The sequence below is a fragment of the Rhizobium sp. AN6A genome (assembly GCF_900215635.1).
Lineage (GTDB): Bacteria > Pseudomonadota > Alphaproteobacteria > Rhizobiales > Rhizobiaceae > Agrobacterium > Agrobacterium tumefaciens.
Window position 1 is genome coordinate 921,064 of the sequence record NZ_OCNC01000003.1, and the last position, 20,998, is coordinate 942,061.

At 58.8% G+C, this 20,998-nt stretch carries 18 protein-coding genes and 1 tRNA gene; 15 read left to right on the forward strand and 4 right to left on the reverse strand.

Going from position 1 to position 20,998, the window contains the following annotated elements; genetic code table 11:
* Positions 1–11 precede the first annotated feature (11 nt).
* From CRO62_RS08185 to glpK, 11 genes are all read left to right on the forward strand, one after another.
* Positions 12–2,660 (forward strand): nitrate reductase, encoded by a 2,649-nt coding sequence (locus CRO62_RS08185; RefSeq protein WP_097099834.1) that lies wholly within the window; start codon positions 12–14, stop codon positions 2,658–2,660.
* The gene (cysG, locus tag CRO62_RS08190; protein WP_179784477.1) at positions 2,632–4,110 is read left to right on the forward strand and encodes a siroheme synthase CysG; all 1,479 of its coding nucleotides are present in this window, start codon (positions 2,632–2,634) and stop codon (positions 4,108–4,110) included. The genes CRO62_RS08185 and cysG overlap by 29 nt, the downstream gene beginning before the upstream one ends.
* Before the next feature lie 141 nt (positions 4,111–4,251).
* The gene (locus CRO62_RS08195) at positions 4,252–5,025 is read left to right on the forward strand and encodes a DeoR/GlpR family DNA-binding transcription regulator (RefSeq protein WP_003511588.1); all 774 of its coding nucleotides are present in this window, start codon (positions 4,252–4,254) and stop codon (positions 5,023–5,025) included.
* Positions 5,026–5,133: 108 nt separating this feature from the next.
* Positions 5,134–6,657, forward strand: coding sequence for a glycerol-3-phosphate dehydrogenase (locus CRO62_RS08200; RefSeq protein WP_097099835.1), 1,524 nt, complete (start codon positions 5,134–5,136; stop codon positions 6,655–6,657).
* A 37-nt stretch (positions 6,658–6,694) separates the two neighbouring features.
* Positions 6,695–7,765: an ABC transporter ATP-binding protein gene (locus CRO62_RS08205; protein WP_097099836.1), complete on the forward strand. Its 1,071-nt coding sequence runs from the start codon at positions 6,695–6,697 to the stop codon at positions 7,763–7,765.
* Between the two features lie 13 nt (positions 7,766–7,778).
* Positions 7,779–8,849 carry an ABC transporter ATP-binding protein gene (locus CRO62_RS08210; RefSeq protein ID WP_013761936.1) on the forward strand — a complete coding sequence of 357 codons (1,071 nt, stop codon included), beginning with the start codon at positions 7,779–7,781 and terminating at the stop codon, positions 8,847–8,849.
* 2 nt (positions 8,850–8,851) lie between these two features.
* A complete protein-coding gene (locus tag CRO62_RS08215; RefSeq protein ID WP_097099837.1) occupies positions 8,852–9,718 on the forward strand; it encodes a carbohydrate ABC transporter permease in 867 nt (288 codons plus the stop codon).
* Between the two features lie 3 nt (positions 9,719–9,721).
* Positions 9,722–10,645, forward strand: a complete 924-nt coding sequence (locus CRO62_RS08220; RefSeq protein WP_003511581.1) for a carbohydrate ABC transporter permease — start codon at positions 9,722–9,724, stop codon at positions 10,643–10,645.
* 1 nt (position 10,646) lies between these two features.
* On the forward strand, positions 10,647–10,940 hold the full coding sequence (locus CRO62_RS08225; RefSeq protein WP_013761935.1) for a DUF2160 domain-containing protein: 294 nt from the start codon (positions 10,647–10,649) through the stop codon (positions 10,938–10,940).
* A gap of 76 nt (positions 10,941–11,016) precedes the next feature.
* On the forward strand, positions 11,017–12,738 hold the full coding sequence (locus tag CRO62_RS08230; RefSeq protein ID WP_003511579.1) for an extracellular solute-binding protein: 1,722 nt from the start codon (positions 11,017–11,019) through the stop codon (positions 12,736–12,738).
* Between the two features lie 69 nt (positions 12,739–12,807).
* Entirely contained in the window at positions 12,808–14,307 is a 1,500-nt protein-coding gene (gene glpK, locus CRO62_RS08235; RefSeq protein WP_097099838.1) for a glycerol kinase GlpK, read from the forward strand.
* A gap of 18 nt (positions 14,308–14,325) precedes the next feature.
* On the opposite strand, the gene CRO62_RS08240 is transcribed toward glpK, so the two are convergent.
* A complete protein-coding gene (locus CRO62_RS08240; RefSeq protein WP_003511576.1) occupies positions 14,326–15,186 on the reverse strand; it encodes a LysR substrate-binding domain-containing protein in 861 nt (286 codons plus the stop codon).
* A 99-nt stretch (positions 15,187–15,285) separates the two neighbouring features.
* Between CRO62_RS08240 and CRO62_RS08245 the strand changes: the two genes are divergently transcribed.
* Positions 15,286–16,305, forward strand: a complete 1,020-nt coding sequence (locus CRO62_RS08245) for a bile acid:sodium symporter family protein (protein ID WP_097099839.1) — start codon at positions 15,286–15,288, stop codon at positions 16,303–16,305.
* Between the two features lie 66 nt (positions 16,306–16,371).
* On the opposite strand, the gene hspL is transcribed toward CRO62_RS08245, so the two are convergent.
* A complete protein-coding gene (gene hspL / locus CRO62_RS08250; protein WP_019564988.1) occupies positions 16,372–16,854 on the reverse strand; it encodes a heat shock protein HspL in 483 nt (160 codons plus the stop codon).
* A 384-nt stretch (positions 16,855–17,238) separates the two neighbouring features.
* Between hspL and CRO62_RS08255 the strand changes: the two genes are divergently transcribed.
* Positions 17,239–18,180, forward strand: coding sequence for an alpha/beta fold hydrolase (locus tag CRO62_RS08255; RefSeq protein WP_097099840.1), 942 nt, complete (start codon positions 17,239–17,241; stop codon positions 18,178–18,180).
* Positions 18,181–18,232: 52 nt separating this feature from the next.
* Here CRO62_RS08255 and hisN read toward each other — a convergent pair whose 3' ends face one another.
* Both hisN and CRO62_RS08265 read right to left on the reverse strand, forming a co-directional pair.
* Positions 18,233–19,009 carry a histidinol-phosphatase gene (hisN, locus tag CRO62_RS08260; protein ID WP_097099841.1) on the reverse strand — a complete coding sequence of 259 codons (777 nt, stop codon included), beginning with the start codon at positions 19,007–19,009 and terminating at the stop codon, positions 18,233–18,235.
* A gap of 320 nt (positions 19,010–19,329) precedes the next feature.
* Entirely contained in the window at positions 19,330–20,214 is an 885-nt protein-coding gene (locus tag CRO62_RS08265) for an N-formylglutamate amidohydrolase (RefSeq protein ID WP_003511568.1), read from the reverse strand.
* Between the two features lie 181 nt (positions 20,215–20,395).
* Here CRO62_RS08265 and cpdR point away from each other — a divergent pair, with 181 nt between their 5' ends.
* Together cpdR and CRO62_RS08275 are read left to right on the forward strand one after the other, a co-directional pair.
* Positions 20,396–20,758, forward strand: a complete 363-nt coding sequence (cpdR, locus tag CRO62_RS08270) for a cell cycle two-component system response regulator CpdR (RefSeq protein WP_003497910.1) — start codon at positions 20,396–20,398, stop codon at positions 20,756–20,758.
* 81 nt (positions 20,759–20,839) lie between these two features.
* Positions 20,840–20,914, forward strand: a tRNA-Val gene (locus CRO62_RS08275).
* Positions 20,915–20,998 lie beyond the last annotated feature (84 nt).

Below are 20,998 nucleotides of genomic sequence, written 5' to 3' on the forward strand. Positions count from 1 at the left end.
AGGGCAAACCCATGCCCGTTGAAACAAAAACCACCTGTCCCTATTGCGGTGTCGGCTGCGGCGTCATCGCCACCGTTGCCGATGACGGCATCGTTTCCGTCAAAGGCGATCCGGACCACCCCGCCAACTTCGGTCGGCTGTGTTCCAAGGGTTCGGCTCTGGCCGAAACCATCGACCTCGACGGACGGCTGCTCCATCCCGAAATCCACGGAAAGCGGGTGGCATGGGACGAAGCGCTTCAACTCGTTGCTTCAAGATTTTCCGAGGCCATTTCCGAGCACGGCCCGGATTCGGTTGCCTTTTACGTTTCCGGCCAATTGCTGACGGAGGATTATTACCTCGCCAACAAGCTGATGAAGGGTTTCATCGGATCGGCCAATATCGATACGAATTCAAGGCTTTGCATGTCGTCTTCGGTCGCCGGCCATCGCCGCGCCTTCGGGGCCGATACGGTGCCCGGCACCTATGAGGATATGGAGCTTGCCGATCTGGTAATCCTCACCGGATCCAATCTCGCCTGGTGTCATCCCGTCCTCTATCAACGGCTTGCTGCCGCGAAGGCGGCGCGGCCGGACATGAAGGTGGTGGTCATCGATCCGCGCCGGACGATGAGCGCAGATATTGCCGATATGCACCTCGCCATTCGCCCGGATGGGGATGTGGCGCTGTTTACCGGTCTTCTGGCCCATCTTTCCGGCAGTTCCGCGTTCGATAATGCTTATGTTGGAAACCACACTGTAGGCCTCGATGCCGCGATGCAGGCAGCGACCGGGCACAGCCTGCCGGAGATCGCCGACAAGACCGGTCTGACAATCGCGGAACTGATTTACTTTTACGAATTGTTCGAACGCACGCAAAAAACCGTCACCTGCTACAGTCAGGGCGTCAACCAGTCGCAAAGCGGCACCGACAAGGTCAACGCCATCATCAATTGCCACCTCGCCACAGGCCGCATCGGCCGGCCGGGCATGGGGCCGTTTTCGCTGACCGGCCAGCCCAACGCCATGGGCGGACGCGAGGTGGGCGGGCTTGCCAATATGCTGGCGGCCCATATGGCGATCGAGAACGCTGAAGACCGCGACCGGGTGCAGCGCTTCTGGGCCTCGCCGGCGATTGCGCAGAAGCCTGGCCTCAAGGCGGTGGATATGTTCCGGGCGGTTGCCGATGGCCGCATCAAGGCGCTGTGGATCATGGCCACCAACCCCGTCGTTTCCATGCCGGATGCCGGTGCCGTCGAGGCGGCGATCAAGGCCTGTCCCTTTGTCGTGGTGTCCGATGTCATCGCCAATACCGATACCGCCCGCCACGCCCATGTGCTGTTGCCATCGCTCGGCTGGGGGGAAAAGGACGGCACGGTCACCAATTCCGAACGACGTATTTCCCGCCAGCGCGGTTTTCTTGATGCGCCCGGCGAAGCAAAGGCCGACTGGTGGCAATTCGCCGAAGTTGGACAGCGCATGGGTTTTGACGCTGCCTTCGGCTACCGGCAACCTTCTGAGGTTTTCGCCGAGCATGCCGCTCTCTCCGGCTTCGAGAACGCCGGAAGCCGTGATTTCGATATTGGCGGGATCGACCGTGATTCCTACGATACGATGACACCGTTTCAATGGCCAAAAGCCGGACCCGGTGAAGCCGCCATTACCCGCTTTTTCGCGGATGGCCGTTTTTATCACACGGATGGCAAGGCGCGGTTCATCGCCTCGGCACTGCCGGAGACCGGCAGGACATCGGCCGACTATCCGCTGACGCTGAACACTGGCCGTATCCGCGACCAATGGCACACCATGACCCGCACCGGCAAAAGCGCGCGGCTTACCGCCCATATCGCTGAACCCTTTGCCGAACTTCACCCGCGCGATGCACAGTTGCTGGGCATCGAAAGCGCCGATCTGGTGGAGATTGAAAGCCCGCATGGCAAGGTTCTGCTGCGGGCGCTGGTCAGTGAAAGGCAGGCGCGGGGAGCTGTGTTTGCGCCGATGCACTGGAACGACCAGTTCGCCTCGCAGGCCCGCATCGATAAGCTCGTGCCAGCGGTCACGGACCCGCATTCCGGCCAGCCCGCTTCGAAGAATGTCGGCGTGAGTGCTCGACGTTTTGTGGCGAAAGCCTATGGATTTGCGATCTCCCGCACCCGGCCTGATGCGCCGGACTGCGCCTATTGGGCAGTTGCGAAGGCGGATGGCGGCTACCGCATGGAGCTTGCCTTCGAGGAACAGCCGCAGGACTGGACGCTCTGGGCGCGACAGGTTTTCGGCATTGATATCAGGGTTGAGCCTCTGGGTTACAGCGACCGGCAGACGGGCGATCTGCGACTTGCTTTCTTCGACGGTGATACCTTGCTGGCAGCGCTGTTCGTCGCCAGAGAGCCGGTGGCCGTTGCCCGCAACTGGGCGATTTCACAGCTGAACGAACGCCATGAGGATTTGCGCATGCGTTTTGCGCTGGTTGCCGGGCGTCCCGGCGCCGGCCGCGCCGATCCGGGGGCGACGGTCTGCTCCTGCTTCAATGTCGGGGTCAACCAGATCACGGCCGCCATCCGTGATGGCTGCCACAGCGTCGAAGCCATAGGTGCTGCGTTGAATGCCGGAACCAATTGCGGCTCCTGCCGCGCCGAGATCAGGGGGATCATCGATGGATGCCTTAAAACCGCAGCGGAATGAACCGAACCGCATGGAGAAGCTTGCCAAGTTGCCGGTCTTCTGGGGGCTTGAGGGCAAGCGCGTGGTGCTGGCGGGCGGATCGGATGGGGCAGCATGGAAGGCGGAGCTACTGCTTGCCTGCGGGGCGGAACTTCATCTTTATTGCGAGGAAAGCGAGCTTTCGGAATGCTTTGCGGCGCTCGTTTCGACAAGCCAAATGCTGACATGGCATGACCGTTCCTGGGGTCCGGATAGTTTCAAAGGTGCGGAACTGGCGCTGGCGGATTGTGAAACCGACGAAGAGGCGGCAAGATTTTACAATGCCGCGCGCTTAGCCGGCGTGCCTGTCAATGTCATCGACAAGCCGGAATTCTGCCAGTTCCAGTTTGGCTCCATCGTCAATCGCTCGCCGGTGGTGGTGTCGATTTCCACCGATGGCGCCGCACCCATTCTGGCGCAGGCCATTCGCCGGCGCATCGAGACTTTGCTGCCGCTCGCTCTCAAGGATTGGGGCGCGCTTGCCCAGACCATCCGAGAGCGGGTCAATATACGCCTCGCGCCCGGCACGGCGCGGCGATCATTCTGGGAAAAATTTGTCGACCGGGCGTTTACCGAAAGGCTGGATGAGGGCAGCGAAGAAAGGCTGCTGACAGACATAGGCACGCAGGCCGGGCGGACAGGATCGGGACGCGGCCTTGTGACGCTGGTCGGTGCCGGACCCGGCGATGCCGAGCTGCTGACGCTGAAAGCGGTACGCGCCCTGCAGGCGGCGGATGTCATTCTGTTCGACGATCTCGTTTCATCCGAGGTGCTGGAACTGGCGCGGCGGGAGGCGAAGCGCATGCTGGTTGGCAAGCGCGGCGGCCGGGAAAGCTGCAAGCAGGAAGATATTAACGACATGATGATCCGCCTTGCCAAGGCCGGCAAAAGGGTAGTGCGGCTGAAATCTGGCGATCCGATGATTTTCGGACGCGCCGGCGAGGAGATCGCGGCGCTGGAGGCTGAAAACATCCCGGTCGAAATCGTACCCGGCATCACCGCGGCAAGCGCCATGGCTTCGCGGCTCGGCGTTTCCCTCACCCATCGCGATCACGCCCAGTCGGTCCGCTTCGTCACCGGGCACTCCAGAAAGGGCAAGCTGCCGGAGAATATCGACTGGCAGTCGCTGTCGAACCCTTCCGTGACCACGGTTTTTTACATGGGCGGGCGAACCGCTGCCAGCATCGAGGAAGCCCTTCTGGCGCATGGCATGCCGGCCTCGACGCCCGTCGCCATCATGATTTCCGTCAGCCGCGAAAATGAGCAGCGCTGGTGCGGTTCGCTCGTGCAACTGGCTGCGGCGGTCGAACGACTTGGCGTGAACGAGCCTATACTGATCGGCATCGGTGATGCGTTTGGCGCTGCAATCTCTGCGTTTTCCGAGATCGGCCTGCCGGAGCCAGTCGCGATGTCGATTCAGAAAGCCGGCTAATAATCTTGCTGGTCCGTGCGGATACGTTTTTCGCGTACCTCAGCAAGTGGACCTGATCGGCGCCACAAAACCGTCCCTTGACATTGGTTTTTCGTTCGCTCTTCAATAAAACGAAAAAATTGAAAGAGGAGGGAGGGTGAAATGATGCTCACACCGCGTCAGGATGAAATCGTTGCGCTGGCGAAAGCAAGCGGGCGGGTGCTGGTGGACGAGCTGGCCACGCGGTTTTCGGTAACGCCACAGACGATCCGCAAGGACCTCAACGATCTCTGCGATACGCGGGTGCTGACGCGCATCCATGGCGGCGCGCTTTTTCCGAGCGGCAACGAAAACGTCAAATACGAGGCACGCCGTGCGATCGCCTCCTCCGAAAAGCAAGCGATCGGCGCCGCTGCCGCTGCCCTCATCCCCAACAACTCCTCGCTTTTCATCAATATAGGTACGACGACCGAGGCGGTGGGCGAAGCGCTGGCGGATCATCACGAGCTGATGGTCATCACCAACAATATTAATGTTGCCAACAGGTTACGGGTTTTTCCGGGCATCGAGGTGGTGATCGCCGGCGGCGTCGTGCGCGGTTCCGATGGCGGCATCGTCGGTGAGGCCGCGGTCGATTTTATCCGCCAGTTCAAGGTCGATTTCGCCGTCATCGGCGTTTCTGCGATCGATGAGGACGGCGCTTTGCTGGATTTCGACTTTCGCGAGGTCAAGGTTGCCCAGGCGATCATGTCCAACGCTCGCCACGTCATTCTTGTATCGGATTCGCTGAAATTCGAGCGGACGGCGCCGGTGCGCATCGGCCATCTTTCACAGGTGCACACCTTCATTACCGATCATTGTCCGGTTGATTCGATCCGATCCATCTGTGCCGATCATGACGTCAGGTTGATTGAAACCGAGGTTGGGGAGCCTTGATCCGAACCGCCCCGGAATTTCGTTTGACATTCGTTTTGTCTTCAAATTAGATGTCTGTGCTTTCAATATATCGATGAGGAGAGCGTCGATGAAAGCGCGGGAGGGTCCATGTCTGACGAGGCAATCCACGATGTTTTCGTGATCGGCGGCGGCATCAACGGCTGCGGTATCGCGCGTGACGCTGTCGGCAGGGGCTATTCCGTTGCGCTTGCGGAAATGAACGATTTTGCCTCCGGCACCTCGTCGGCCGCCACAAAGCTCATTCATGGCGGTTTGCGTTATCTCGAACATTACGAATTTCGTCTGGTGCGAGAAGCGCTGATGGAGCGCGAGGTGCTGTGGGCCATGGCGCCGCACATCATCTGGCCTATGCGCTTTGTTCTGCCGTTCCAGAAGGGCGGCGTGCGCCCGGCCTGGCTCGTGCGTCTCGGGCTTTTTCTTTATGACCATCTCGGCGGCCGCAAGCTTTTGCCCGCCACCCGCTCGCTCGATCTGCGCCGTGATCCCGCTGGAAAACCGCTGAAGCCGATTTTTGCCCGCGCTTTCGAATATTCTGACGGCTGGGTGGACGATGCCCGTCTTGTGGTGCTGAACGCCCGCGATGCCGCCGATCGCGGCGCCTTGATCCTCAACCGGACGCAGGTCGTTTCGGCACGGCGCGAAGGCGCCTTCTGGCGGGTCGAAACGAAAAATGCTGCCGGAGAAACCGCGACCTACCGGGCGCGCATGCTGGTAAATGCGGCAGGCCCCTGGGTGGACAAAGTTCTGGCTGCGACATTCGGTAAAAACAATGTCCACAACGTCCGCCTCGTGCAGGGCAGCCACATCATCGTGCGCAAGAAGTTTTCCGATCCGCGCGCCTATTTTTTCCAGAACCCGGACGGGCGCATCATCTTCGCCATCCCCTATGAGCAGGATTTTACCCTGATCGGCACGACGGATCGCGACTATACCGCCGACCCCCGGGCTGTTAAGATCAGCGACGAGGAGATCAGCTATCTTTGCAACGCGGCGAGCGAATATTTCGCTGAACCGGTGACGCCGGCCGATATCGTCTGGACCTATTCCGGCGTGCGGCCGCTGTTTGACGACGGCGCATCGAAAGCGCAGGAGGCAACCCGCGATTATGTGCTGAAAACCGAAGGAGCTGAAGGCGAAGCGCCGCTTCTCAATATCTTCGGTGGCAAGCTCACCACCTATCGGCGGCTTGCCGAACATGCTCTTGAAAAAATCGGTGATGCGCTGGGTGAAAAGGGCTCGCCGTGGACGGCAGGTTCACATTTGCCGGGCGGAAATTTCGGTGCCGAGGCTTATGCGGGAGAGGTCACGGCCCTGCGGTCGCGTTATCCGTTCCTCGATGAGAGGCATGCGAAGCGGCTCATCCGCTGCTACGGAACGGACGCCGTGTCGATTATTGGCAAAGCCGGGGACATGGCAGGGCTGGGACGGCATTTCGGTGGCACGCTTTATGAGGCCGAGGTGCGCTGGCTGATGGCGCGGGAATGGGCGCTGACGACGGAGGATATTCTGTGGCGTCGCACCAAGCAGGGGCTTTTCTTTACCCAAGAAGAGGTGCGCGGGCTGGAGGATTATATCGATGACATTGCAGGTGGACGCTTGAAGGCAATCTGACGATCCGATCAAAAAGCGGAGGAGGCTTTGGATCACCATGCTTGAATTGCGAAACGTCTCGAAGATGGCCGGCGGTGAATATCATATTCACCCGACCGATCTGACGTTGCAGCGCGGAAGCCTGAACGTCCTGCTTGGACCGACACTTTCGGGCAAGACGACACTCATGCGGCTGATGGCCGGGCTGGACAAGCCAAGTGGCGGTACGATTCTCTTTAGTGGGGAGGACGTGACGGGCTGGCCGGTTCAGAAGCGCAACGTCGCCATGGTCTATCAGCAGTTCATCAATTATCCGGCGCTCAGCGTTTATGAAAACATCGCCTCGCCGATGCGCGTTGCCGGCAAGGACAAGGCAACGATCGACAGGGAGGTGAGGAAGGCCGCCGAGCTTTTGAGGCTGACGCCCTATCTCGACCGCACACCGCTCAACCTTTCCGGTGGCCAGCAACAGCGCACGGCACTTGCCCGCGCCATCGTCAAAAACGCCAATCTGGTGCTCCTCGACGAGCCGCTCGCAAATCTCGACTACAAGCTTCGTGAGGAGTTGCGTGAGGAATTGCCGCGCATCTTTGCCGAATCCGGTGCGATTTTCGTTTACGCCACGACGGAACCCTCCGAAGCTCTGCTGCTTGGTGGCAATACCGCGACGCTGAACGAGGGCAAGGTGACGCAATTCAGCCGCACGATCGAGGTTTACAGGCGTCCGGTGGATATCGTAACCGCGAAAATCTTTGCCGATCCGCCACTCAACACCATCGAGGTTATCAAGACGGGCGGCGCCTTTACGCGCGCCGACCATGCGGTTGTGCCGGTGCCGGCGCATCTTGCTGCCATGCCTGACGGTCCGGTGACCATTGCCTTCCAGCCACATCATCTTTTCCCACAGCAAAAGGGGCAGGCGGCGCAATCCATCCGGGCGCGGACACTGATCTCGGAGATCGCCGGATCGGAAAGCTTCGTACACGTGGAATTTTCAGGCCAGCGTTGGGTGATGCTGGCGCAGGGCATTCACGACATCGAGCCGGACACGGAGATCGAGCTGTTTCTCGATACGCGGCACCTGATGGCTTTCGATACACACGGCCACGCCATCGGCGAAGCGGCTTAAGGGGAGATCGATCATGGCACGCATCACGCTCGATCATATCCGCCACGCTTACAACGCCAAGGCGCAGGCGGCAGGTGATTATGCCCTGAAGGAAGTTCATCACGAATGGGAGGATGGCGGTGCCTATGCGCTGCTTGGCCCTTCAGGCTGCGGCAAGACCACGTTGCTCAACATCATTTCCGGCTTGCTGCGCCCCTCGGAAGGCCGCATCGCCTTTGACGGAACGGATGTCACCGATCTTTCCACCGAAGATCGCAACATCGCCCAGGTATTCCAGTTCCCGGTCGTTTACGACACGATGACAGTCTACGACAATCTGGCTTTTCCGCTGCGCAACCGGCAAGTGCCGGAAGCCGAAGTCGACCGCCGTGTGCGGGAAATCCTCGAGATGACCGATCTTTCCGGCATGGCCAAACGCCACGCGCGCGGACTTACGGCGGACCAGAAGCAGAAAATTTCGCTGGCGCGCGGGTTGGTGCGATCCGACGTCAATGCCATCCTCTTCGACGAGCCGCTGACGGTGATCGATCCGCATATGAAATGGGTGCTGCGCTCGCAGTTGAAGCGCCTCCACCGCCAGTCCGGTTTCACCATGGTCTACGTCACGCACGACCAGACCGAAGCGCTGACTTTCGCCGACAAGGTGGTGGTCATGTATGACGGTCAGATCGTCCAGATCGGCACGCCCGCCGAGCTTTTCGAACGCCCGGGACATACGTTCGTCGGTTATTTCATCGGTTCGCCCGGCATGAATGTGATGCCTGCCAGCATTGATGGCGCAACGGCGGTTGTCGGCGGCCTTGGCGTTCCGCTTGCCGGCGTGCCGGTGGTGGATGGATCGAAGCGGATCGAAATCGGCATCCGCCCGGAATTCGTTCGGCTGGAGCGGGGTGGCATGCCCATCACCGTCGACAAGGTCGAGGATATCGGCCGGCAAAAGATCGTTCGTGCCCGGTTCGCCGGCCAAAAGCTTGCGATTGTCGTTCCGGAAGAGGAGGACATTCCGGCAGAAGCGGGTGTTCGCTTCGATCCGGCCGCTATCGGTGTCTTTGCCGATTCCTGGCGTGTGAAGATGGGGGCCTGAGCATGGAAAAGACCTGGAACAACAAAGCGTGGTTGATGGTGCTGCCGGTTCTGGTGCTGGTCGCCTTTTCCGCCGTCATCCCGCTGATGACGGTCGTGAACTATTCGGTGCAGGATACCTTCGGCAACAACCAGTTCTTCTGGGCGGGAACCCAATGGTTTCAGGAAATTCTTGGCTCCGACCGTTTCTGGAACGCGCTCGGACGCAATCTGGTATTTTCCGGCATCATATTGGCGATTGAAATTCCGCTCGGCATATTCATCGCGCTCAAGATGCCCAAATCCGGCATCGGCGTGCCGGTCTGCCTCGTCACCATGGCGCTGCCGCTTTTGGTGCCATGGAATGTGGTAGGCACGATCTGGCAGGTGTTCGGTCGCAGCGATATCGGGTTGCTGGGTTATTACGCCAATCAGCTTGGGCTTGACTACAACTACGTCAACGATCCCGTCGACGCATGGATCACCGTCGTCATCATGGATGTGTGGCACTGGACAAGCCTCGTCGTCCTCCTGTGCTACGCCAGCCTCGTCTCCATTCCGGATGCCTATTATCAGGCAGCAAGGATCGATGGCGCATCGCGTTTTGCGGTTTTCCGGTTCATTCAGTTGCCGAAGATGAAGCGGGTGCTGCTGATCGCATTCCTGCTGCGCTTCATGGACAGCTTCATGATCTACACCGAGCCTTTCGTTGTCACCGGCGGCGGTCCCGGAAATTCCACCACCTTCCTGTCCATCGATCTCGTCAAGGTAGCGCTCGGCCAGTTCGATCTGGGTCCCGCGGCGGCCATGTCGCTGATCTACTTCCTCATCATCCTGCTGTTGTCCTGGGTGTTCTACACCGTGATGACCAGCCACGACGCGGAGACTTGAGACATGAGCGCCTCTGATGTCACCACAAGCGTGGAACTCAACGGTATCGGCAATCCACCGGTAAGAGCCAGTTCGGCGAGAATATCAGGCCTTGCTGCGAATTCACGATCGCGCCGCCGCCATGGGCCATCGCGCTTTTCCTGGCTGGTGCCGACGATCTACATCATCCTGCTGCTCGTGCCGATCTACTGGCTTATCAATATGAGCTTCAAGACGAACACGGAAATCGTCTCGTCGATGACGCTTTATCCGCACCAGCCGACGTTGCAGAATTACCGGACGATCTTCACGGATTCATCCTGGTATTCGGGTTACATCAACTCGATCATCTACGTCGTCATGAACATGGTGATCTCGGTCTCGGCGGCACTCCCGGCGGCCTATGCCTTCTCGCGTTACCGCTTCCTGGGCGACAAGCACCTGTTCTTCTGGCTTTTGACCAACCGCATGGCGCCACCCGCCGTCTTCGCGCTGCCCTTCTTCCAGCTCTATTCCGCTTTCGGGCTGATCGACACGCATATTGCGGTGGCGCTGGCGCATTGCCTGTTCAACGTGCCGCTAGCGGTGTGGATTCTCGAAGGTTTCATGTCGGGCGTACCGAAGGAAATCGACGAAACCGCCTATATTGACGGCTATTCCTTCCCGAAATTCTTCGTGAAGATTTTCATGCCGCTCATTGCCTCCGGCATCGGTGTCGCCTGCTTCTTCAGCTTCATGTTCTCGTGGGTTGAGCTTCTGATCGCCCGCACGCTGACGACGACCGACGCCAAGCCGATCGCCGCGACCATGACGAGAACCGTTTCTGCCGCCGGCATGGACTGGGGCCTGCTTGCCGCCGCCGGCGTGCTGACGCTCATTCCCGGTGCGCTGGTGATCTGGTTTGTTCGCAATTACATCGCCAAGGGCTTTGCGCTGGGGAGGGTTTGATATGACGAAGATGCCCGATTTTACCTGGATGGCATGGACCTGGCAGACGGCCGCGTTTTTCGGTGCCATCGCCGTGTTGCTGGTTGGGATGTGGTTCTGGGAACAGCTCTCGCCCGGCGGCAACCCCCGCTTCGGCCTGCTGCGTTTCGAGACAACGCGTGGCGACAGGTTGTTCATTTCGCTGCTCGGCAGCGCTTTCATTCATCTTGCATGGCTTGGGCTGATCGGCCCGAACCTGTGGTGGGCTCTCGCTCTGTCGGCGGTTTACGCAATTGGCGTTTTCCGTTTCGTCTAGAGCAGGAAGAACGGTGCGGCGGAGGAAAACCGCACCCGGCAGACTTCGTGCAATCGCAACCCTTGGGAGGACTGATATGCGACGGCATCTGATGACGACGACGGCAGCCATGCTGCTGGCAATGACAGGTTCCGCTTTCGCCGGAATGGAGGAGGCAAAGCAATTTCTGGATAAGGAAATCGGCGATATGTCGTCGCTTTCGCGTGCAGATCAGGAAAAGGAACTGCAATGGTTTATCGATGCCGCGAAACCTTTTGCTGGCATGGACATCAAGGTCGTTTCCGAATCCCTGACCACACATGAATATGAATCGAAGGTCCTGGCACCGGCGTTTACCGCTATTACCGGCATCAAGGTCACGCACGACATCATCCAGGAAGGTGACGTCGTTGAAAAGATCCAGACCCAGATGCAGACCGGCCAGAACCTCTATGACGGCTGGGTGAATGACAGCGACCTCATCGGCACGCATTGGCGTTACCAGCAGGTGCGCAACCTCACGGATTTCATGGCCAATGAGGGCAAGGACGTCACCAATCCCGGCCTGGATCTCAAGGACTTCATCGGCAGCGCCTTTACGACGGCACCGGACAAGAAGCTGTACCAGCTTCCCGACCAGCAATTCGCGAACCTTTACTGGTTCCGCTACGACTGGTTCAACGACGACAAGAACAAGGCCGATTTCAAGGCCAAATACGGCTACGACCTTGGTGTGCCCGTAAACTGGTCGGCCTATGAGGATATCGCCGAATTCTTCACCGGCCGTGATGTCGGCGGCAAGAAGGTCTTCGGCCATATGGACTACGGCAAGAAGGACCCGTCGCTTGGCTGGCGCTTCACCGATGCCTGGCTTTCCATGGCCGGCAACGGCGACAAGGGCCTGCCAAACGGCCTGCCTGTCGATGAATGGGGCATCAAGGTCAACGACAAGTCGCAGCCGGTCGGCTCCTGCGTGGCACGCGGCGGCGATACCAACGGTCCGGCGTCGGTCTATTCCATCGAGAAATATCTCGAATGGCTGAAGAAATTTGCGCCGCCAGAAGCGCAGGGTATGACCTTCTCCGAATCCGGTCCGGTGCCGGCGCAGGGTAACATCGCCCAGCAGATCTTCTGGTATACGGCCTTCACTGCCGATATGGCAAAGCCCGGCCTGCCTGTCGTGAACGAGGACGGTTCGCCGAAATGGCGCGTCGCACCTTCCCCGCATGGCGTCTACTGGAAGGACGGCATGAAGCTCGGTTATCAGGACGTGGGTTCGTGGACGCTGATGAAATCCACCCCTGACGATCGCGCCAAGGCCGCATGGCTTTATGCGCAGTTCGTAACTTCCAAGACCGTGGATGTGAAGAAGAGCCATGTTGGTCTGACCTTCATTCGCGATACCACCATCCATCACAAGAGCTTCACGGACAGGGCCGCCAAGCTTGGTGGTCTGATCGAGTTCTATCGCTCGCCGGCTCGCGTGCAATGGTCTCCAACCGGCACCAACGTGCCTGACTATCCGAAGCTGGCACAGCTCTGGTGGCAGGCAATCGGCGATGCATCTTCGGGTGCTAAAACCGCTCAAGCCGCAATGGACTCGCTCTGCGCCGAGCAGGAAAAAGTCATGGCACGTATCGAGCGCGCCGGTGTGCAGGGCGATATCGGCCCGAAACTGGCGGAAGAACACGATATCGACTACTGGAACAAGGACGCCGTTTCGAAGGGCAATCTGGCACCGCAGCTGAAGATTGCCAACGAAAAGGAAAAGCCGGTCACCGTCAATTACGACGAGCTGGTCAAAAGCTGGCAGAAGTAATGTCTGCGTGAAATCTTAAACCGGGGCGGCTTTGCCGCCCCGTCATTGCGTTTGAAAGGGAGTGACATAATGGGCGGTTATATTCTGGCGATCGATCAGGGGACGACATCGACAAGGTCGATGGTCTTTGATCGCGACATGCGGGTCATCGGTGTCGGCCAGCGAGAATTTCCGCAGCATTTCCCAGCCTCCGGCTGGGTCGAACACGATGCCGAGGATATCTGGAAAAGCGTGCTTGAAACAATTCGGCTGGCGCTTGCCGATGCCGGTATCGCCGCTTCCGATATCGAGGCGATCGGCATCACCAACCAGCGCGAAACGACCGTGCTGTGGGACCGTAATACAGGCGAGGCCGTGCATCGGGCCGTTGTCTGGCAGGATCGCCGTGCTGCACCAATTTGCGAGGATCTGAAACGAAGGGGACTGGAGCCGCTCTTTTCCAAAAAGACTGGTCTGCTGCTCGACCCCTACTTTTCCGGCACGAAGCTGAAATGGCTTCTCGACAGCGTCAGCGGCCTTCGCGAAAAAGCCGTGAAGGGCGAAATCTGCTTCGGCACGGTCGACAGTTTCCTGATCTATCGCCTCACCGGCGGTCGCCGCCATGTGACCGACGCTACCAATGCCTCGCGAACGCTGATCTACAATATCGAGGACAATGCCTGGGATGACGAATTGCTGTCCATCCTCGACATTCCCCGCGCCATGCTGCCGGAGGTGCTTGATTGCGCTGCCGATTTCGGCGTAACGGACAAGGCGCTTCTGGGCGCGGAAATTCCGATCCTCGGCGTCGCCGGTGATCAGCAGGCTGCCGTTATCGGTAACGCCTGCTTCGAACCTGGCATGATGAAATCGACCTATGGCACCGGCTGCTTTGCGCTTCTCAATACCGGCACCGACCGGGTCGCCTCGACAAACCGGTTGCTGACGACCATTGCCTATCGCCTCGATGGCGTGACGACCTATGCGCTCGAAGGCTCGATCTTCATTGCCGGCGCCGCCGTGCAATGGCTGCGTGACGAGCTCGGCTTCATCTCGGTCGCCTCCGAAGTCAGTGCGCTTGCCGAAAAAGCCGATCCCAAGCAGCGGGTTTATCTTGTGCCGGCCTTCACCGGCCTTGGCGCGCCCTATTGGGATGCCGAAGCGCGGGGCGCGATTTTCGGCCTGACGCGTGGCACCGGCCCTGCGGAATTCGCCCGCGCGGCACTCGAAAGCGTCGCCTATCAGACCTTTGATCTTCTGGACGCCATGCGCAACGACTGGGCGGGCGATAATGGCAAGACGGTGCTCCGGGTCGATGGCGGCATGGTTGCCTCGGACTGGACCATGCAGCGGCTGGCGGACATTCTCGCTGCACCGGTCGACCGGCCGGTATTCCTGGAAACCACCATTCTCGGTGCGGCATGGCTCGCAGCATCGCGCGCCGGCATCTGGCCGGACCGGGAGGCCTTCGCCGCCCATTGGAAACGGGATCGCCGTTTTCTGCCAGATATGGATGAGACTGAGCGTAAGAGCGCCATCGCGGGGTGGCGTGATAGTGTAGGCCGCTGCCTCTCGAAACGGGAAGACTGACGCAAGCAAGCGTCTTTTTTACGCAAAACTGCCCGGTGCGATGCTCTTGCTGGATACCAGATCGGAAAGGGCGCGCACCAGTTTCGTGTCCGCGCCCTTACTTGGCTGAAGCACGAATTCCACGTCTTCGAGCGCCGGCAGCACATCAGCCGCAATCTCCCTGAGGCCGGCTGGCGCCATGCTGCGCGGTTGCACGAGGATCCCCATGCCCGCCCTTGCGGCAGCGGTCAGTCCGCTAAGGCTGCCACAGGTGCAGACGATCCGCCACGCGAGACCGGCCCGATCCAGCGCTTCTTGCGCCGCCTTTCGAGTAATGCTTGGCGGCGGAAAGGCGATCAACGGCAGGGCGTCCGGTTGGCTCAGCATTCGCTCCGGGTCACGCGCGAGCCATACCAGAGGTTCGCGGTATAGGAAGTGGCCGAGCTTATCACCGAGTCGACGTTTCGCGAGCACGACGTCCAACTCACCATTATCCTGCATCTGGTAAAGCACGCCGCTCAGCGACACCGTCAGCTCCAGATCGACCAAGGGATAGAGGCGGATGAATTCTTCCAGAATGGCGGTGAGCCGGCTGGCGACGAAATCCTCGGAAACGCCGAGCCTTAAGCGCCCGCGCAGGCGGTTTTCACTGAACAGCGATGAAACCCTGCTGTCGATCTCCAGCATATTGCGGGCATAACCGAGCAGCGCCTCGCCTTCGCCCGTCAGCTTCACCTGATGGGTGCTGCGCGCAATCAACCGACGGCCAAGTGCCGCCTCAAGCCGCTGAATATGCTGGCTGACGGTGGATTGGCCGATGCCCAGCCGCTCGGCAGCCAGCGTGAAGCTGCCGGTTTGCTGAAGCATCACAAAGCTGGCAAGATGTTGAAGGTTCAGCATTTATCTCATATCGTGATAACTGTTAGTCTTTGCATCCGAATTCATGATGAGCGATAGTGTGGGATATTTCAAGCAAAACCGATGCCGGAAAGACCTCCTATGACCCGCTTCCTGCCTGACCGTTTCACCATGATGCTGGTGGCCACCGTGATCCTGGCTTCCCTTTTGCCGATCAGCGGACAGCCAGCGGTGTATTTCGGGCTTGCCACGAAACTGGCAATCGCATTGCTGTTTTTTCTCCACGGCGCGCGGCTGTCGCGGGATGTGGTGATTGCGGGTATCTTGCACTGGCGCCTGCACCTGGCGATCCTTCTCGTCACCTTCGGCCTTTTCCCGTTGCTAGGCGTGGCGATCGGTTTCATTCCCGAGAGCATTCTGCCGGCACCGCTTTATATGGGCGTGCTGTTTCTCTGCGTCCTGCCGTCGACGGTGCAATCGTCCATCGCCTTCACATCCATGGCAGGCGGAAACGTGCCCGCCGCGATCTGTTCAGCCTCCGCCTCGAATATTTTCGGCATGGTGCTGACGCCGCTGCTGGTCGGGCTGCTGTTCACGGTCGGTGGCCATGGTGGTGGATTTTCGCTGGATGCGTTCCTGCAAATCTTCCTGCAGCTTCTCTTGCCCTTCATCGCCGGCCAGGTGCTGCAGCCGTGGATCGGTGACTGGATCAGGGCACGCAAGAAATTGCTGTCGCCGGTCGATCGCGGTTCCATCCTGATGGTGGTCTATCTTGCCTTCTCCGAGGCAGTTATCGAAGGCATATGGCAGACGTTTTCCGTGCGCGATATCGGCGTTGTCATCGGCATCAATATCGTTCTTCTGGCGCTTGTTCTCTGCGTGACGATGTTCGGCAGCCGGGCGCTCGGTTTCGACAAGGCGGATGAAATCACCATCACCTTCTGCGGGTCGAAGAAGAGCCTTGCCAGCGGCGTGCCCATGGCAGGAGCGATCTTCGCCGGCCAGAGCATCGGCGCAATCGTATTGCCAATCATGCTTTTCCATCAGATTCAGCTGATGGTCTGCGCGGTGCTAGCCCAGCGTTATGCCCGCAAGGCCCATGAAAAAGCAGCGATAACGGAAACTGTCACTGCGGAAGGCGCGGCAGTATCCACTCGCTAAGGGATGAATTTTCGGCAAACAAAAACGGCCCCTTAACGGGGCCGTTCGTTTGACATCCGGATCGGCCTAGTTGACCTGGGCCGGCGTGATCTGTGCTTCGATCGTCTTCGGCGCATCTGCGCTGTCGGAGGAGATCGCGATACGGCGCGGTTTCATGGCTTCCGGAATATTGCGGACGAGATCGATGTGAAGCAGGCCATTCTTCAGGGAAGCGGTCTGGACTTCGACATGATCGGCCATCTGGAAGCGGCGTTCGAAAGCGCGCGTGGCAATGCCGCGATACAGAAACTCGCCTTCGGACGACTTCTCATCTGCGGCCTTCTCGGCTTTCACCGTCAGCGTATTGGCACGGGATTCTATGCTGAGTTCCGTTTCATCGAAACCGGCAACCGCCATGGTTATACGATAGGCGTTTTCACCAGTCCGCTCGATGTTATAGGGCGGATAGGACTGGGCCTGTTCGGGCTGGCCGAGGCCGTCGAGCATCGAAAAGAGACGGTCGAAACCGACGGTGGAGCGATAGAGGGGGGAAAAATCGACGTGACGCATGGTGTCCTCCTTATGAAGCGACTGTTTGCGGTTGATCCGGCGTCCCGTTCTGGCGACAGCCGGACATATGGCGCGGCCCCGTTCTGGCGGCCGCATGAATGAGATGGGAATGGCTTGGTGCTCCGTCAAGGGGGGCATTAAAGCGGAAAGGGCGACAACAAGATGAACCATCGCTGAACATCCGGTTCCAGCATCGTTCAGTTTGAGAGCCATAAATATCCGTCATCGGAGACATGCTCCGTGGCAGAAGCAATAACGTCCCTTCTTCTTCTGTCCTATTCGCCGGAACCGCGACTGCTTTAACCGACGGTTCCGGCAATTTTTTCTTTGACCTTCCGCCGCCGCCGACCTATCCCGAAAAGGCAGAGAAGCCGGAAAAGACCGATGATCGAAGCCACATTGCGCGAGAGCGAAGACAACCCGGTTCCCGGCAACCATACCGTCGGTTATTTCACCGGCCACGGCGGCAAACAGCTTCGATATGCGATCTTCCGCGCCAGCCGACACATTGCGCGCGGAACCGTGGTTCTGCTGCATGGTCGCAACGAATGTATCGAGAAATATTTCGAGACCGTCAGCGATCTGACGGCCATGGGTTTCTGGGTCGCGACCTTCGATGCGCGCGGGCAGGGTGGTTCCGAACGGCTGCTGAAGAAGCCGGGCGCCGGGCATGTGCGACGTTTTTCCGACTACAAGCGTGACATAAGTTTGTTTCTCGAACAGGTGGTGCTGCCGGATACCCGGCTGCCATTCTTCATGATCGCGCATTCAACCGGCGCACTTGCAGCACTGGCCGCAGCACCCGGCCTGTCGAACAGAATCGACCGTCTGGCGCTTTGTTCGCCCTTTATCGAGCTGGACAGCCAGCAATCTGTTCCTTCGTCCGTCATCCGGCTGGTCGCGACCGCTTTAAGCCTGTTGGGTCTTGGAAAGCTTCAGCTGGGCAGGGATCAGCGCGAACGGGATTTCGATGGCAACCCGCTGACCTCTGACGCCAGACGTTTTGCCAGAAATCTTGCGCTGCACCGGCAATTTCCGGAGCTCTTCATCGGCGCACCGACAGCGCGATGGGTTTATGAAGCGCTGAAAACGATGGGTCGAGTGACCCGTCAGGACCATCTGACGGACATAACCATTCCCACCCTCATTCTTGCGCCGATGCTGGATACAATCACGCCCTATAAGGCGCAGGAGGAACTCTCGCGCAATTTCCGCGCGGCGCAGCTTCTTCCCATAACCGGTGCGCGCCACGAATTGCTGCATGAGCGCGACGTTTTCCGCAAACAGGCGCTGGCGGCCATCGACGCCTTTTTCGCGCCGGAATGACGCAGCGATGACGGGGATGGCGCCGCTTGCGCCATCCCCGTCAGTCGTACCATCACAGTTTTGAAAGAATGGCGAGCGCCTGTTCGTGCACGGCTTTGGAACCGGCTGCCAGAATGCGGCCACCATTTTCCGGACGCCCGCCATCCCAGGTGGTGATGATGCCACCCGCCTGTTCGATCACCGGAATGAGCGCGCCGACATCATAGGGCTTCAGGCCCGATTCGATCACCAGATCGATATGGCCGGCGGCAAGCAGGCAATAGGCGTAACAATCCACGCCATAACGGAAAAGGCGAACCTGATCCTGCACCTTGTCGTAAAGGGGCTTTTCTTCCGCCGTGAAGATATGGGGTGTTGTGGTGAACAGCACAGCATCCGACAGCGAAGTGCATTCGCGCGTGCGGATCTTGCGTTCACCATCCGGCCCGAAATACCATGCGGCCTCGCCGTCGGCGAAATAACGCTCTTTCGTGAAGGGCTGGTCCATGATGCCCATCGAAGCGCGGCCGGCCGACTGGAAGCCGATCAGCGTGCCCCAGACCGGCACGCCGGAAATGAAGGCGCGTGTGCCGTCAATAGGATCGATAACCCAGATATGTTCGCGATCGAGACCGACATTGCCGTGTTCTTCACCAAGAATGCCGTGTTGCGGAAAACGTGCCTCGATGAGGGCGCGAATGGCGCTTTCTGCTGCCTTATCTCCTTCCGTCACCGGATCATAGCCGCCGTCCTCCTTGTTGGTGACGGCAATGCCCGTGCGGAAGCGGGGAAGCGTTTCAGCGCTGGCGGCGTCGGCAAGTTTGAAGAAGAAATCCCGGTCGGGCAGCATGCGAAACCTCATTGCCTGAATTATTGGGCCTGAATTGTATGGCGAAATGCATAGACCGGAATTGTACCCGCCGTCCACACGTACGGATGCAGGGACGGCCGATTCCAAATTTTCAGCATAAGCCTAAAAAAAGTGCATAAAATAAAATGATTGACAATTGTGCATATAATGCGTAGCGTGACCCTGCAGTCTTTGACTGTAAATACCCTCCTTGGGTGTTTCCTCCCTAGACTTGACCGCGCCAAGGCGCGGTTTTTTTTGCCCGGAGCGTGGCCAGGCGGTCTGGAACAGAGATCTGAAATATCCTGGAATTTGATGTATTATTCGGCGGCGAGCGAGGTTTCGATCGCGTATTCCGAAACGAAAGCGCCGAGCTGGCGCATGAAGATTTCAAGCGATGCCTGAATGGCCGGAAAATCTGCTTTCTTCGAAAGCGTTTTTTCATCGACGTACAGCGCCCGATTGACCTCGATCTGGAGCGCGTGAAGAGAGCGGATCGGTCGGCCGTAATGTTCCGTGATGAAGCCGCCGGCATAGGGCTTGTTGCAGACCGCAACAAAACCCAGTTCTTCAAGAAAATGCAGGGCGGCGCGGGAGACCTCCTGGGAAGCACTGGTGCCGTAGCGATCGCCTATAATGACATCCGGCCGCAGGTTCGAGCCGGCAACGCGGATATTGCCCGGCATCGAATGGCAATCGATCAGTACCGCCATGCCGAAATTGGCGTGGGTGCGGGACAACAGCCGGCGCAGGCAGGCGTGGTAGGGTTTGTAAATCGTCTCGATCCGTGACAGCGCCTCGTCCACCGGCAGGCGGTGGGCATAGATGTCCATATTCTCGGCGACGATACGGGGTACCGTTCCCAGGCCGCCGGCAACCCGCATGGAGCCGATATTGGCATAGGGCGGCAGGGTGCCTTCGAACATGCGTGGATCAAGCTCGTAGGGCTCGCGATTGACGTCGAGATACGCGCGGGGAAAATTGGCTTTCAGCAGCGGCGCACCGATGTCGGGCGCAGCGGCGAACAGCTCGTCAACGAAGTGATCTTCCGAGCGCCGGATTTCGTGCGAATCAAGCCGCGCCGATTCCAGAAAGGAGATGGGGTAACAGCGACCGCTATGGGGTGAATTATAGACGAATGGCAGGGTTTGAACGGCAGGTTCCGTTACTTCGAACAGCTCGTATTCACCCGTTATCCAGTCCATTCAGTGCCATTTACCATGTCGTAAACTATCAGGATGTTCATGTTGCCAGTTACGGTGCGGCAAGTCCATACTATCGACCATGCAGCGCTATACCGATTCTTGTGTTCACATGATATTTACCGTGAAAATCCTATAATCGGGCTAGGGTATCTCAAACATTGAGCAGTTACGGTCACTTATGATGAATCAGAAAATTCTTCTCGCTGAAGACGATAACGATATGCGCCGCTTTCTCGTCAAGGCGCTGGAAAAAGCCGGTTACAAGGTTTCTTCCTTCGACAATGGCGCAAGCGCTTACGACCGGCTTCGCGAAGAGCCTTTCTCGCTGTTGCTGACAGATATCGTCATGCCCGAAATGGATGGCATCGAGTTGGCCCGGCGCGCAACTGAACTCGACCCCGACCTGAAAGTCATGTTCATCACCGGCTTTGCGGCCGTCGCGCTGAACGCCGATTCGAAGGCTCCAAAGGATGCCAAGGTGCTTTCCAAGCCGTTCCATCTTCGCGATCTGGTGGATGAGGTCAACAAACTCCTTGTGGCGTAAGGGGTCTCAAAAAACCTTCACAAAACCGAAAAAAAGCAGTTGACGCATGAACCGGTTTTGTGGTCTATCCGCCGCCACGGAGGGCGTGTAGCTCAGCGGGAGAGCACTACGTTGACATCGTAGGGGTCACAGGTTCAATCCCTGTCACGCCCACCATCCGAATTCTTGAATATCAAGGCCTTGCGAGAAATCGCAGGGCCTTTTTGCATAGTGGCGCCAGTGTTAATCGAACCTTTCCCC